Annotated in this window: 11 protein-coding genes; 10 read left to right on the top strand and 1 reads right to left on the bottom strand. The window is 59.9% G+C overall.

Features of this window, described 5'->3' with window-relative positions:
• The first annotated feature begins 252 nt into the window (after positions 1–252).
• From VFQ24_08810 to VFQ24_08780, 7 genes are all read left to right on the top strand, one after another.
• A complete protein-coding gene (locus tag VFQ24_08810; protein HET9178441.1) occupies positions 253–1,794 on the top strand; it encodes an SDR family oxidoreductase in 1,542 nt (513 codons plus the stop codon).
• Positions 1,795–1,975: 181 nt separating this feature from the next.
• Positions 1,976–4,762: an AMP-binding protein gene (locus VFQ24_08805; protein ID HET9178440.1), complete on the top strand. Its 2,787-nt coding sequence runs from the start codon at positions 1,976–1,978 to the stop codon at positions 4,760–4,762.
• A 34-nt stretch (positions 4,763–4,796) separates the two neighbouring features.
• A complete protein-coding gene (locus VFQ24_08800) occupies positions 4,797–5,429 on the top strand; it encodes a glycerol-3-phosphate acyltransferase (GenBank protein ID HET9178439.1) in 633 nt (210 codons plus the stop codon).
• Positions 5,426–6,154, top strand: coding sequence for an HAD family phosphatase (locus tag VFQ24_08795; GenBank protein HET9178438.1), 729 nt, complete (start codon positions 5,426–5,428; stop codon positions 6,152–6,154). Before VFQ24_08800 ends, VFQ24_08795 begins: the two co-directional genes overlap by 4 nt.
• Positions 6,105–7,796 (top strand): lactate racemase domain-containing protein, encoded by a 1,692-nt coding sequence (locus tag VFQ24_08790; GenBank protein ID HET9178437.1) that lies wholly within the window; start codon positions 6,105–6,107, stop codon positions 7,794–7,796. The genes VFQ24_08795 and VFQ24_08790 overlap by 50 nt, the downstream gene beginning before the upstream one ends.
• Positions 7,796–8,815 carry an NAD-dependent epimerase/dehydratase family protein gene (locus tag VFQ24_08785; GenBank protein ID HET9178436.1) on the top strand — a complete coding sequence of 340 codons (1,020 nt, stop codon included), beginning with the start codon at positions 7,796–7,798 and terminating at the stop codon, positions 8,813–8,815. The genes VFQ24_08790 and VFQ24_08785 overlap by 1 nt, the downstream gene beginning before the upstream one ends.
• The gene (locus VFQ24_08780; protein HET9178435.1) at positions 8,812–9,813 is read left to right on the top strand and encodes a diacylglycerol kinase family protein; all 1,002 of its coding nucleotides are present in this window, start codon (positions 8,812–8,814) and stop codon (positions 9,811–9,813) included. The genes VFQ24_08785 and VFQ24_08780 overlap by 4 nt, the downstream gene beginning before the upstream one ends.
• A 739-nt stretch (positions 9,814–10,552) precedes the next feature.
• On the opposite strand, the gene VFQ24_08775 is transcribed toward VFQ24_08780, so the two are convergent.
• The gene (locus VFQ24_08775; GenBank protein ID HET9178434.1) at positions 10,553–11,239 is read right to left on the bottom strand and encodes an ATP-binding protein; all 687 of its coding nucleotides are present in this window, start codon (positions 11,237–11,239) and stop codon (positions 10,553–10,555) included.
• A 301-nt stretch (positions 11,240–11,540) separates the two neighbouring features.
• On the opposite strand from VFQ24_08775, the gene VFQ24_08770 reads away from it, so the two are divergent.
• From VFQ24_08770 to VFQ24_08760, 3 genes are read left to right on the top strand one after another with little or no spacing between them, the layout of a single operon-like run.
• Positions 11,541–12,155 carry a TetR/AcrR family transcriptional regulator gene (locus tag VFQ24_08770; GenBank protein ID HET9178433.1) on the top strand — a complete coding sequence of 205 codons (615 nt, stop codon included), beginning with the start codon at positions 11,541–11,543 and terminating at the stop codon, positions 12,153–12,155.
• Positions 12,152–13,624, top strand: a complete 1,473-nt coding sequence (locus VFQ24_08765) for a TolC family protein (protein HET9178432.1) — start codon at positions 12,152–12,154, stop codon at positions 13,622–13,624. The genes VFQ24_08770 and VFQ24_08765 overlap by 4 nt, the downstream gene beginning before the upstream one ends.
• The gene (locus tag VFQ24_08760) at positions 13,624–14,874 is read left to right on the top strand and encodes an HlyD family secretion protein (protein ID HET9178431.1); all 1,251 of its coding nucleotides are present in this window, start codon (positions 13,624–13,626) and stop codon (positions 14,872–14,874) included. Before VFQ24_08765 ends, VFQ24_08760 begins: the two co-directional genes overlap by 1 nt.
• Positions 14,875–14,876 lie beyond the last annotated feature (2 nt).

Genomic DNA, 14,876 nt, shown 5'->3' with positions numbered 1-14,876 from the left:
CGCTCTCGAACCTGACCGTGATTCATCGCGTGATCTACACCTACCGGGAGGCCCGGCGGATGGAAACTGAAGCCCATGTGGCTCCCCAGGAGGAAGAGCCATCCAGGAAACCCGTCGCCCCCGTGACCCAGTCTTGACAGCAGCTTTGAGCGGTCAATAACATGAAACGATTCAGGCCTCTGAGGGGTTGAAAAGGGCCTGATTCCCTGCCTGCCGATGGCACAACAGCCACAATTGACGGATGCTGGACAAATGTTCCGGGACAACGAAATCCTCCTGACCGGGGGCAACGGGTTCCTGGGCAAAGTGATCCTGGCGATGCTGCTGGAACGCTATCCGGACCTGAAACATCTCCACGTGCTGCTGCGGCCCGGCCAGGGCCTCTCCGCGGAGGAGCGCTTCAAGGCCCAGGTCATGGACTCGCCCGTCATGGCCGCGCTGATTGCCGCACGGGGCGAAAAATTCGTATGGGAAAGGGTCAGCGTCTGGCCGGGCGAACTCAGCCGGCCCGACTGCGGGCTCGACGAGCAGGCGCTGAAGATGATTGCAGCCAGGGTGAAGCTGATCATCAACTGCGCCGGCAAAGTGGAGTTTTTCCCGCCGGTTGAAGAATCGCTCCAGGCCAATGTGGACGGCGTCGAGAACGCCACCGCGCTGGCAAAACGCGCGGGCGCCCGGCTGCTGCACGTATCCACCTGCTTTGTTTCCGGCGAGGCCAACGGCCTGATTGAAGAAACGGAGCCCATCCTGGGCTTCTATCCGCACCGCAAGGGTCCCGATGACACCGCGTTCGACGCTCTCAACGAGCTCGCTTATTGTCGCGAGCAGATCGGCCTGATCACGGAACCCGAAGGGGGCCAGGAAACTGGGAAGCCGCAGGCACGCTCCAGGGAAACGGCGCAGAAACTGGTTGCGCTGGGTAGGCGGCGGGCGGAACATTGGGGATGGGTCAACACCTATACCTATTCCAAGAGCCTGGGCGAACAGTTGATTGCCAGGGAGAAGGATCTGGACTGGTCCATCGTGCGCCCGGCCATTGTTGAAAGCGCGTTGCGGTTTCCTTTCCCCGGCTGGATTGAAGGCGGAAGGACGGCGGCGCCGCTGGTGCTGATGGCCATGAGCGGCCTGAAGCACTGGCCCGTGCGGCGCAACACGCCTCTGGAAGTGGTTCCTGTGGACCTGGTGGCAGCGGCCATCCTGGCAGTGAGCGCGCTGCTGCTCGACGGCCACGCTGAAAAAGTCTATCAGTTGGGGACGGCGGACATGAACCCCATCCGGCTGGGGCCGCTGGTGAATCTGCTGCGGCAGGAAGCGCGAAAAAGGGTGGACCGGAACGGCAAAGGAAGGCTGCCCATCCGCATCGCCGCTTCGCGCGGGCGGGCACGCTTTATTTCCGTTAAACAGGCGCGTGCAAGACGGCAGAGATTGGAGAAGCGCATCCAGCGCGCGCAGGCCATCATTGACCGCATGCACAGCGCGGTGGAAAATGCCGGGCTCCCGGGTAAGAAATCGCTGGCGGGCTGGCAAAGCGCTCTGCGGACGCTGGGATTGCAGGCCCGGTTCCGCGAGCAGACGCTGGACCAGTATCTGCCATTCATCCTGCACAACCGCTACGTTTTTGAATCCGAAAACATCCGCACGGCTTATCAAAAGATTTCCGAAAAGGACAAGCTGTTGCTGCCCTGGGACCCGGAACGAATTCACTGGAAGAATTATTGGATCCATCATCAGATCGCTGGAATTGAAAGATGGGTCCAGCCCGAAGCCGTGAAGGAGTGGTCGTTTAAGATTTAACACTATGCTGAAAAGGCCGTCTGCGTCATGCTGAGCCTGCGAAGCAGGAGAAGCATCTGCTTCCTGTTCTCAGGAGCAATACAAGCAGATCCTTCGCTGCGCCCCGTCCCGTCCGGGACAGGGCTGCGCTCAGGATGACAGGTATGCGACGCTCGCAAGCGTCAACAACCAAATGCCCATCATGCCCCGACAAATCGACGCGGCTCAGCTTGAAGAGCAGATGCTGCAAATTGTCCGCGAGCTTCTCACCGAGCTGGGATCGCTGCGCGCGGCGGAATCCGTCACCCTGCGTTCTTCGCTTGAGCGCGACCTGGGCCTGGGCAGCCTGGAGATGGTGGAACTGCTGGTGCGCACCGAAGCGCACTTCAACGTCCGGCTGCCCGACCGCATCGCCGAGGAAGCCGATACTCCGGCCGACTGGGTGCGCGCCGTCGCCGGCGGCGAAGAAGAAGCTCCCGCTGCGTCACAGCGATACACCATCAGGCAGCCCCATCACGTTGCGCCGCCTCCGCCGGATTCAGCCCGCACTCTGATCGAAGTTTTGCGCAAGCACACCGAGGTGGACCCGGACCGCGTGCAGGCGCACGTGCTGGAAGGCAGCTCGGGGGAAGACGTCAGCTACGGCGAGCTGCTGGCCACCGCTTCAAACGTGGCGGCCGGGCTGGTTTCCGGAGGACTGCGCCGGAATGAAACGGTGGCCATCATGCTGCCCACCTCGCCCCAGTTTTTCTACGCTTTCTTCGGCGTCATGCTGGCGGGCGGAATCGCCGTGCCGATTTATCCTCCGGCGCGGCCGGACAAGATTGAGGAATACGTGCGGCGGCAGGTGGGAATTCTCCGCAACGCGGAAGTCAGATTTCTGATCAGCTTTGAAGCTGCCCGCAGGGTCTCGGAGTTGCTCCGCCTGAACCTGCCCGGCATGCTGGGAGTGACCACTGTCGAAGACCTTGCCTCGAGCGGCGCGCGTCTGCAGCCCGGGGCCATCGAAGCCGCCGAAGCCGCCTTCATTCAGTACACCTCCGGAAGCACCGGCGATCCCAAGGGCGTGGTGCTCACCCAATCGAACCTGCTGGCCAACATTCGCGGCATTGGCTGGGCAGTGGGCGTGCAGCCCTCCGACATCGTGGTGAGTTGGCTGCCCCTTTATCACGACATGGGCCTGATCGGCTCATGGCTCTACAGCATTTATTACGCGCTGCCCATCACCATCCTCTCGCCGCTGGCGTTTCTGAGCCGGCCGGAAAAATGGTTGTGGGCGTTGCACGATTCCGGCGGCACGCTCTGCCCCGCTCCGAATTTCTCCTACGAACTCTGCGCCCGAAAAATCCCCGATAGCGCCATTGAAGGGCTTGATCTCAGCGCCTGGCGCGTCGCCATCAATGCCGGCGAAGCCGTACTGCCCGACACCCTGGAACGCTTTGAACAGCGATTCAAGCCCTACGGCTTTCGCGCAGAAAGTTTTGTCCCCTGTTACGGCCTGGCTGAGTCGTCCGTGGCCCTGGCGTTTCCGCCCCTTGACCGCCGTCCGGTAATTGACCGCATCCGCCGCGACGTGTTCGAGGCTGAAGGCAAGGCCGTTCCCGCCGAAGCGGAGGATTCAAGCGCGCTGCGATTTGTGGCCAACGGCAGGGCCTTGCCGGAACACGAAATTAAAGTGATCGGTCCTGAAGGGAATCCGCTCGGCGAGCGCATCCAGGGCAAGGTGCTTTTCCGAGGCCCATCCAAGACAGCGGGATACTTCCGCAATCCCAAAGCGACGGCAGCCGTCACCGTCGAAGGCGGCTGGATGGACTCAGGCGATCTTGGCTACTGGGCCAACGGCGAGATCTACATTACGGGACGCGCCAAGGACCTGATTATCAAATCCGGCCGCAACATCGTTCCGCAGGAAGTGGAGCTTGCCGCTGCTGAAGTGCCGGAGGTGCGGCGGGGATGCGTGGCGGCCTTTGGCAGGCGCGATCCCGAACTCGGCACCGAGCAATTGGTGGTGGTGGCGGAAACCCGCGTGGCCAACAAGGAAGACCTTGACCGCATTGAGGCTGAGGTGATTGAGCGAGTAGGCCTGGCGGTTGGCATTCCGCCAGACAAAGTCGAGCTGGTGGCGCCACAAAGCATTCCCAAAACCTCGAGCGGCAAGATCCGGCGCAATGAGACACGCCTGCTCTACGAGCGCGGCGAACTCGAACTCAATCGCCGGCCGCCCTGGCTGCAGATTCTGCGCCTGTGGTGGGAGAGTCTGGGCGCCTGGATGCGACTTTGCCTGGCGCGCTGCGGACGCTGGCTCACGCGCAAAATTTCGCAGGCGCTACTTCTGACCTTGGGGGTTGGCGGCGGGTTGCTGGCGCGGGGCGTTCCCGGCGCGGGAGCCAGGTTCGCCATCGTTGCCGCCACTGCAAGAATTCTGCTGAAGCTGCTCGGCCACAAGATCGAACTGGACGGGGGTGAACGGTTCAAACCGGGGCGGCCGGCCGTCCTGATGGCCAACCGCGCCGGCGGCGTGGACGCCCTGGCGTTGGCTGCGGTTCTCCCCATGCCAGTCTGGTTTTCAGATTCAGGAGCGGTCGATACTCTTCCGGCCACTCTCATATTCCTGCTCAGGCCGCTGGTGCTTCCGCCGCTGCGCGCGCCCAGCCTTCCGCCCGGCGGCACGCTGCGCCAGCGCATTCGCCAGGGACTCGAAGATGGCCATGCGGTCATGGTGCTTTCTGAGGGACCACCGACTGTTCCGGCGCATCTCAGCCGGTTCCGGCTGGACGCCCTGGACGCGGCCGTGCAGACCGGCAATCCGATTTACCCTCTCGGGGTCCGCGGAACTTCCTCTATACTTTCTGTAGGCACAAGGATGCCGGGGCGAGGGGAAGCAAAGATCGCGGTGGGAGGGCCGCTCTACATCCAGATGAACGATGTGCGCGAGCTGGCGACACTGCGGGAGCAGGTCAGGGAAGCCATTGCCAGGCTCTGCGCCTGATGGGACCAGGGGAAGGCCACAAAAACACCTAGCCATGCCTGCGAGCACGTTGGGAATCATTGTCCGGTTCATTGTCTGCTTTTTCGTGGGATCCATACCCTTTGCAGTGCTGTCCATGGCGGGCAGCGGCATCAACATCCGTTCCGTGGGCTCGGGGAATCCCGGCTTCAACAATGTCCTGCGCGTGAACAAGTGGCGCGCAGTGCTGACGCTGATCGGCGACATGGGTAAGGGGTATATTGCTGTATGGCTGGCCAGCCATGGGGCGCATGGGGTGGCGCTGGGCTGGCTGTTCGGCTTCGGAGCCATTCTGGGGCACTGTTTCTCGCCTTTTTTGAAATTTAATGGAGGCAAGGGAATTGCGACTTCGGCTGGCGTGATGCTGTGGCTTTATCCCTTGTGGGCTGCTGTGGCCCTGGCTTTTTTTGTGATCATGCGATTGATCAGCAGCCGCCTGAAGTGGCCTGAAGCGGGCGCGACCGCTTCCCTCAGCACCTGGGTGCTGTTCGTGATCCTGATGCTCGCCTTCGTCAGCCCGCAGGATGCACTCTACGCCGCTTTACTGACGCTGTTTCTCGGGTGGAGGCACAAGAAGAATTTTCAGAACCTCCTGGCCCATCGCAGCTCTCGAAGGCGGGCCGCATCGATGAAGATTCCCGAATCATGAACACCAATCAACGGCTGGCTTTTTATGATTTCGATGGGACCCTGACTTCGGGCAACATCGTCCGAAGATACGCCTACTTCACCCTGCACCAGCCGTCGAAAGCCCGGGCGGCGTTGAAATTCGCCAAGCTGCTGCTGAGCGTTCCGTCATGGCTGGCCCTGGAGTCGCGTTCCAGGCGGCGCTTCAACGAAGTCTTTTTTCGCGAATATCGCGGCATGCACGAGCAGGTGCTGCGGGGCCAGTCGCGGCAGCTTTTTGATGAAGAAATCCTGCCGTCCATCTATCCGGACGCGCTGCTGCTGCTCGAGGAAGACCGCAGGCAAGGATACCTGCCGGTGCTGGTGTCCGGCGAACTGGATGTTGCTCTGGACGAGGTAATCCGGTACCTTGGTTTCCAATCTGTGATCTCGAACCGCCTGGTTTTCAGCGACGGGACCGCAACCGGGGAAGTGGAAGCTCCGCTGATCGCCGAGGAAGAAAAGGTCCGTGCCATGGAAAGGCTGTGCAGGCAGTATGCAACGGAAATGAAACAGTGCAAGGCTTACTCGGATAGTTTTTCAGATTTGTCGATGCTGGAAGCTGTGGGCATTCCGGTCGCCGTCAATCCTGACCGCAGGCTCAAGCGTGTGGCCCTGGAGCGTGCCTGGACCATTCTGGACTTAAAGAGAGGCTTCGATGTCAGACAACGCCGGGAACCATCACCCGGCGGGGCCGCCGGCGTTTGAGTTCGGCGATCCCACACCCAACGCGGTAGGGCGCAATGCGGTGGTTTCGCACGAGGACTGCGTCGTGCAACTCGAGGGCCGCTCGGCTGAGCGCCTGATGTGGTATGGCGAGGACCTTCTGTCCGTCAGGATGCCGGCGGGCACAAGGGTCCTCTACCCCAATCCCACTATTGCCGGCCTTAAGGACCGCCACGCCGCCATCCAATATGCCATTGACCATCCTGAGCAGATGGAGCCTCTCTCGGCGCTGCTGCGGCCGGGGATGAAAGTTACCATCGCCATCGATGACATTTCCCTGCCCCTGCCGAAAATGAAGCGGCCGGACGTCCGCGAATCCGTCCTGACCGTCGTGCTGAAACTGCTTGCCCAGAAAGGTGTCGAGGACATCCACATTATCGTGGCAACTTCCTACCACCGGCGCATGACGGCTGCCGAAATCCGTCGCGCTGTCGGCAACCGGATCTTTTCAAGCTTTTACCCCGACCGGCTCTACAACCACGACGGCGACGCTCCGGACGGCATGGTGGACCTGGGGACCACTGAAATCGGCGAAAGAGTCCGCATCAACCGCCGGGCGGCGGAATCCGACCTGCTGATTTACTCCAACATCAACCTCGTTCCCATGGATGGCGGAAGCAAGTCCGTCAGCGTGGGGCTGTGCGACTACGCTACACTGCAGGCCCATCACACGCCGCAGACCATCCTGGCCAGCAATTCCTATTTTGATCATACGCGGTCTGCCATGAACCCCTCCTGTGATCGCATCATGGAAGTGATCAATCGCCACCTGAAGGTCTTCCATATTGAGACGGTGCTCAACAACCGCATGTTCGAGCCTGCTATGGCGTTTTTCACGAAGAACGAAGACTCCTGGACGGGCGTCGATCGCGCCATGTTTGAAGCCACGCGCAAGGGCCTGGGCATGCTTCCCCGGGCGGCCAAGCGGAAAACCCTGTTTGCCATTCCGGCGCCCTATCAGATGATCGCCGTCCATGCCGGCGCCACGCTGCCCACTCATGCGAAAACCCTGGCCTACTGTTACGCGCAGTATTGCACGCCGCTCGATGGGCAGTCGGACGTGGTGGTCTACGGCATTCCTTTCGTTTCTCCATATAACGTGAATTCGATTCTGAATCCTCTGCTGGTGCAGGTGATGGCGCTTGGATACTTCCACAACATGTACCGCGGCATGCCGGTGGTAAAGAAGAACGGCGTGCTGATCATCACTCATCCGCTCTACAATGAATTTGACCCGCTGCACCATCCTTCTTACATCGAGTTCTTCAATCGAATTCTGCCGGAGACGCGAAATTCAATGGAATTGCAGCGGAAATACGAAGAACAGTTTGCCCGCGATCCGGACTACATCCGCATGTACCGCACCGGCCACGCCTACCACGGCGTGCATCCGTTCTACATGTGGTACTGGGGAGAAAACGGGCGCGCGCACACGGGTAAGGTAATCGTGGTGGGAGCGGAATCGAGACGGGCGGCCAAAATCATGGGATGGGACACCGCCCAGAACATGAAAGAGGCGCTCGATATGGCACAGAGCCATGTGGGCCGCAAACCCAGCACCACCATGATGCACTTTGCGCCCATCCTGATGGCCGATGTGCAGGGAACGCCCGGGAGCATCTGATGGCGCCGAAAACCGTTCTCATCACCGGAGCGACAGGATTTCTCGGCAAGCATCTGGTGGAGCGACTGAGGGCAGAACCAGACTCCCTGCGGCTGCGGGTGTTTTGCCGCGGCCTGTCACCCTGGGAACAGGATCCGGCCGTGGAAGTGGTCCACGGCGACATCGTAAATCGCCAGCAGGTACAGCATGCGGCGAAGGGCGTCTCCGAGATCTATCACCTGGCGGGAATCGTCTCGCGCGACTCGAAGGACCAGGAACTCCTTTATGAGACGCATATTGAAGGAACCCGAAACGTCTGCGAGGCCGCCCTGGAATATCAGGTAAGCAAGATCGTGATGGTATCCAGTTCAGGCACCATCGCCGTCGGCACAACTCCGGCGGTCTATGATGAAACATCCGGCTATAAGAATGAAGTGCTCGCCGAATGGCCATACTATCTGAGCAAGATTTTTTCCGAAAAGCTGGCGCTTGATTACCATGCCCGCAGCGGACTGAACGTGGTCATCGCCAACCCCAGCCTGCTACTTGGTGTTGGCGATGAGCGCAATTCTTCCACCCGCGACGTGGCGCTTTTTCTCCAGGGCGAAATCAAGGCGATTCCCAAAGGCGGGCTCAATTTTGTGGATGTCCGCGACGTTGCCCGCGGATTGATGCTGGCCATGGACAAAGGAAAGCCCGGCGAGCGATACCTGATGGGCAACGTCAACTGGACTTTCCGGCAGTTGATTGAAAAGGTGGCGGAAATCTCCGGCAAAGCCCCGCCCTCGATGGAGCCGCCCTTCGAGGTTTCACTGTGGGGCGCGCGCGCGATGCGGGTAATCTATCCGCTGCTGGGAAAGAAAATCGAGCTGGACGACGCCTCCGTCAAAATGTCAGCGCATTACTGGTATTGCGATTCCACCAAAGCCCGCACGGAGCTCGGCTTCCAGACGCGCGACCCGGAAGAAACGCTCAAGGAAACCGTCGAGGATGTTCACCTGCGCCTCTATCGAAGCGGCCGACTCCCTCCCGTCGTATGAGCACGCCGTCAAAAATAGCTGCCGTTGTCAATCCGCATTCCGCCGGCGGAAGGACGGCCCGGCATTGGCCGCAGCTTGCCGCCATGCTCGAAAGCCGCCTGGGCCACGTCATCACCCGCTTCACGAGCGAACCGGGCGCGGGAATCGCCATCGCGCGTGCCCTGCTGCGCGAAGGCTGCGATCTGATAATCGCAGTGGGCGGCGACGGGACTGTCAATGAAGTTGCCAACGGTTTTTTTGACAAGGACCAGATGGTCTGGCCGGAAGCCGTGCTCGGAATTCTGCCGCTCGGTACCGGCGGTGACTTCCGCCGCACACTGGAAATTCCTGCCGACGCCGTCCGAGCGATCGAAATCCTGGCTACCGGTGTTCCCACTTTGATCGATGTCGGCAAGGCCACATTTCGCGCCGGCAGCGGCGGCAAGGCCAGCCGGTATTTTGTTAATCTGATCAGCTTTGGAATGGGCGGGCAGGTGGCCGCTCAGTCAAAGAATTTTATGGGCCGGTTCGGAGGAAAATCGGCTTTCTTCTGGGCAACCCTAAAAACGTTCCTCAGCTATCGCGGCCAGCACGTGAGCCTTGTTTTGGATGGAAGCTCAACCCGCCTGCCGTTCTTCATCACCAACGTCGCTGTTGGCAACGGCCAGTTCCACGGCGGGGGCATGCGGCCCTGCCCGGCGGCTGTCCCCAATGACGGAGTCCTGGATGTAACAGTTATCAGCTACGCCGGGGCCCTGAAGCTGCTGAGCAGCTTTTCCATGCTCTATTCAGGCGAGGTTTATTCCCATCCGAATGTCCGCCACTTCCAAGCCGCGCACATCCTTGCAGAAGCCGGCGGCGTCACCGAAATCGAGATCGACGGCGAGCCGGTGGGGACGCTCCCGCTGGAAGTCACCCTGCTGCCACGGCAGCTTCGCGTGCAGGTGGCGTCATGCAGTCCGTTGCTCAGCGAGTCGGAGGTCGCGAAGGAAGGAAGAAAGGTTTCACAAAAAAAGTAGCCTGGGTTGCTTTTGCAACCCAGGCTGAGCCCCGAGTGCCGTGGGGAGGGGGACGCTGGCCTCGGGTCATTCGTCGCTTCCCGTAATCATCGCGGCGGTGCCTGATTCATTTGCCGAACGCTTCTTTATCGCGTTCGCGGCGCCCCGAGTAGGGAAACAATGCCAATTTCTGATCTTCTTGCGCCGTCATTCACTCGCGACGGCCTGGCTGTTGTAAGGCGCTTCACAGCCAACTTGCCACGCTTGAACATTAAGCAAACGGTGTTCCAATTGGGGGACAAGGCGCCTCATAATTCTGAATGCTTCCCAGACGCCGCCTTCGGGTTCGGGGGGTTGGCGCCCTTGCAGAATTTTCGGACGGGGGCGAAACCGTCTTCGCCTCACGCGATGCCTGGGGCCGCCGAAGCCGCTGCAATGGCAGGTATAAAGGGCTGCCGCCTCACCACTTGGGCAAGAGTTCCACGAGGTGTTGGCGCGCTCCCGTCGGCTGGCCCCTTGCGTCCTCTGAAGCTTTCAGTTAGCATGAGAAATTCCAAATAAAAATCCAGTCGCACCTTTGGTTACTCATCAATCAATTATGTAAGTTGTATACTGTTCGAGAATAATTTGCACACTTCCGGGCAAGAATTACATGTGCTCTGAACCCGCTCTGAAAAGGGCAGGGATTGGTTACCGAAGGCGAACAAACAACGAAACTAGCGCCCATGACATGAAAGAAAAGCCTGAATCAGCCCGTAGTCTAAAGATTCTGAACCTGATGGCTAGGAAGGATATCGGCGAAGATGAACCCGTCGCGCTCCAACACGACGCCGCGACCAATCTCGATAGGCGCCCTGAACATAGGACCCCGCCAAGCAAAGGTATGAAATTCGCCATTCTCGCCGCAGGGATCGACGTTTTTAGGCAGATCAGCCAGGAGTTCGGCGTCAAACTGGCGCCCTGCAAATGATCGATCGAGCTTTCTGGGATCAACGCAAGTGAGGACCGCCTGCAGACCAGCATGCACCATCTGGCTGGCAAGCTGGCCGGTTTCGAGCCTCCACAAGGGAAAGACCGGCGTGATTCCCGTACCAGCCAGTTGATTCTCCCGGTAGCGGCGGATATCTTCCAGGAAGAGATCGCCAAAAATCATGTGGCTAATGCCCTCGCCGCGTGCCCTTTCGACGGCCGCGGACATGGCTTCTTCGTAGGTAGCATTCGGGCAAGGGCTGGGGATGGGAATGGTAACCAGGGGCAGGCCGGCGCTTTCCGCCTGCGCCCGCAGGAGCGGTTCGCGGACAGCGTGCATGGCGACGCGGTTGTATTCGGCATTTACTGTGGTCATCAGAGCCTCTACGCTATACTCGCCCTGCCGGTGTACCATTTCGAGACACCAGGCGCTGTCCTTTCCCGTACTCCATGAGAGCCAGGCCCTCTTCAAATCCATTCTTTTCTCCTTGAGCCATCAACCATACCTGCAGATGGCCAAATCGGCAAGTGCCATTCCCCCGGCATCCCAGCAAAGTCCGCCTACCACAAAATCCCAGTCGAACCGAAATTAAGATCCAGGCATCAGATTGTGGGAGGGGCAAAGAGGCGGGCAGCGCCGGAACAGCGGCGGTGCTTCCCCGCTTTTTGAATCAGTGGCTCTTTTGCACTTTCCGCAACGGGCAGAAATTCTACTGGACAAACAACAGGAAGTTAAGTAAAATGACTGGTAAGTCATTTTACTGGTCTTGCAAGTCATTATGCCCGTCTTCGGTAAAACACGCAAGGATGTAATCAAAGAGTTCCGCACCGCTGAGTTGCTGGAAGCTGCCCGCAAGTTGTTTGCAGAAAAGGGTTTCCACGTCACAACGGTCGAGAATATCGCCGTCGCCGCCGGAGTTGCGAAAGGCACGGTCTATCTCTATTACAAGTCCAAGCAAGATGTGTACTGGGCGGCGCTCGAGCGCGGCATCACAGAGCTACAGAACGAGATCCAAACCCGGCTAGAAGCTGAAGAGACGCCGGAAGACAAGGTTCGTGCCTTCATCAGCATCAAAATCCGCTACTTCGAAATGAACAGGGACTTCTTCCGAATTTATTTTTCCGAGCTCGGCAGCGGTCTCTCCCATCCGGCCCAAATGCCCCCACAAATTGAGCAAATGTATCTGCAACAAGCGCACATCCTTGAAGCCGTTCTTCAGCAGGGCATCCAGTCCAAGATCATACGTGAAATCCGCGCGGACACGGCAGCAGTGGCCATTAGTGATCTGATCCGGGGCATCATCGTCCAGCGGCTGCTGGGCTGGTCAACCAAGGACGTCGAATCCGACATCGAGTTTGTTTTCGATCTTGTATGGAGAGGAGTAGCAGCGTGACAACCAACGCACGGACCGCCAGCCTTCTGCTAGCCGCACTCATCTTCGCCTGGACGTGCGCAGCGGCACAAACCGGTCCAGCCATGAACACTTACTCCGCCGGCGCAACAGAGTCGGACTCGAGTGCCTCCACCGTTACGCTGCAACAGGCGCCGGGAGAGGACCCATTCCTGGGGAGCGCCCCGCCTGGGGCTGCCCAGCCGGGTGTGATGCCGCTTTCCCTGAGTGACGCCATCAATCGCGGCCTGAAGTACAACCTGGGCATCCTGATGAGCGACCAGGCCACGCAGCAGGCGCGCGGTGCAAAGATCCACGCCCTCAGCAAACTGCTGCCTCAAGTTTCGGCGGGGGCGTCCGAAACCAGCGAACAGATAAACCTCAAGGCCCTCGGCTTTCCGAATTTTCCCGGAGTGCCTGACATTATCGGGCCGTTTAGCGTGTTCGACGTCCGCGGATATCTGGACCAGCCCGTCCTGGACCTTGAAAACCTCCATAAGGAGAAGGCTGAATCACAGAACGTCAAAGCGGCGCAGTACACCTATCAGAATGCGCGCGACCTCGTGGTGCTGGTTTCCGCCAATCTGTACCTCGAAGCAGTGGCGGGATCCAGTCGGGTGGACTCCGCGCGCGCGGAGGTTAAAACGGCGCAGGCGGTTTACGACCGCGCGGCGGACATGAAAAAAGCCGGCATGGTTCCCGGTATTGACGTCCTGCGCAGCCAGGTGGAACTCGAGGGGCAGCAGCAGCGGCTGATTTATCTGGAGAACCTGTTCCAGAAGGAAAAGCTGAACCTGGCCCGGGCCATCGGGTTGCCCGTGGCGCAGCAGTTCAGTCTTACGGACACGGTCCCGTATTCCCCGCCGCCGCCGATCAGCCTGGAGCAGGCGCTCACCCGAGCGCTTGCGGCCCGCGCCGATTACAAAGGCCTGGAGGCGCAGGTGCGCGCGGCCGAATCGCTGAAGAAAGCTGCGCATAGCGAAGCGCTGCCCAGCCTGAATTTTCATGCGGACTATGGCGACATCGGACCCGCTCCGGGAAATTCCCACGGCACCTACACCGTGGCAGCCAGTGTCAAGATACCGCTGTTTCAGGGAGGGAAAGTTCGCGGAGATGTCATGCAGGCGGACGCGCTGCTTAAACAGCGCCAGTCTCAGCTCTCGGACCTGCAGAGCAAGATTGAATATCAGGTGCGAACGGCCTTCCTGGACTTGAAATCGTCGCAGGAACAGGTGCAGGTGGCCAAGAGCGCCCAGGACCTCGCACATGAACAATTGGCACAGGCAAGCGACCGGTTTACGGCCGGAGTGGTGAACAGCCTTGAAGTTGTGCAGGCGCAGGAAGCTGTTGCCACGGCTGAAGAGAACTACATCTCCAGCCTCTACCGCTATAACGTTGCCAAGGCGTCGCTGGCCCGCGCCCTGGGTCTGGCGGAAGAGGCCTTCAAGCAAATGACGGGAGGGAGCAGGTAATGGCAGAAGCTACGCAAGTTGAGGAGCTCAACAGCAGTCTTACGGCAAACGGGTCCGAGCCCGGGCCTCACCGTTCGTTTTTTCAACTTCATCCCTGGGCCAAGTGGGTCTTGATCGTGATCGGCGTGCTCGCGATTGCAGGTGGAATTTTCCTCTGGAGGTACTACTCCACGCACGTGTCCACAGATGACGCGCAGATCGATGGCGACCTGTATCCCATCAGTTCGCGCGTGAACGGCCACGTGCGGGGGGTGGAAGTGCGAAACAACGAGTTCGTCAAAAAAGGGACGGTCCTGGTGCGGATAGATCCCACGGATTACCAGGTGGCCCTTGAGCACGCCCAGGCCGGATACGCCATGGCCCTGGCTCGCGCCCAGGCATCGCAGGCAAGTGTGCCGATCAGTTCCATCAATTCCTCGACCGGCATCTCATCCGCCCAGGCCCGTGTAGAGGCGGCCCAGGCCGCCGTCAACGCCGCGGAAAAACAATCGCAGGCGGCGGAGGCAAAGGTTAAGCAGTCGCAGGCTGATTACGCCAAGGCCAAATCGGACCTGGCGCGGTATGCGCAACTGGTGAAAAAAGACGAGGTATCTCAGCAGGAGTACGAGCACGCTTTGCAGACGGCGGAGGCCGCTTCTGCCGCGGTTGACGCTACGCAGTCAGCCGCCGCAGCGGTCCAGCAGAATGTCGCTCTCGCGCAAGCCCAGTTGGCGCAGGTTCAATCGGACCTCCTGGCGTCCGAGACCGGGCCGCAGCGGGTGCGTGTGAGCCGCGCGGAAGCTGAGGCCGCCCAGGCCGCCGTCAAGACCGCCAAAGCCGCGCTGGACCAAGCCCAACTGAGTGTGGACTACTGCGTGATTCGCGCACCGGCGGACGGCATTGTGGGCAAAAAGGCGGTGGAGGTGGGCCAGAACATTGGAATCGGTCAGGCCTTGATGGCCATTGTTCCGGTGGAAGGGCTCTACATAACGGCCAATTTCAAGGAAACTGACTTAAAGGACATGCGGCCGGGCGATCCGGCCACCATTCACGTGGACGCCTATGACCACGACTATAAAGGCCACGTGCTGAACATCGCCGGCGCCACCGGTGAGACGTTCAGCCTGCTCCCTCCGGAAAACGCCACAGGAAACTATGTCAAGGTCGTGCAACGGATTCCGGTCAGGATTGTTTTCGATGCCGGGCAGGACCGCGACCACCTGCTGCGCGTGGGCATGTCTGTGGAACCCACGGTTGTTACAAAAAACTAGAA

Source organism: Terriglobia bacterium (genome assembly GCA_035712365.1).
Classification (GTDB): domain Bacteria; phylum Acidobacteriota; class Terriglobia; order UBA7540; family UBA7540; genus SCRD01.
The sequence above is the reverse complement of the archived record's forward strand: the minus strand, read 5'-3'. Positions and strand labels throughout refer to the sequence as shown.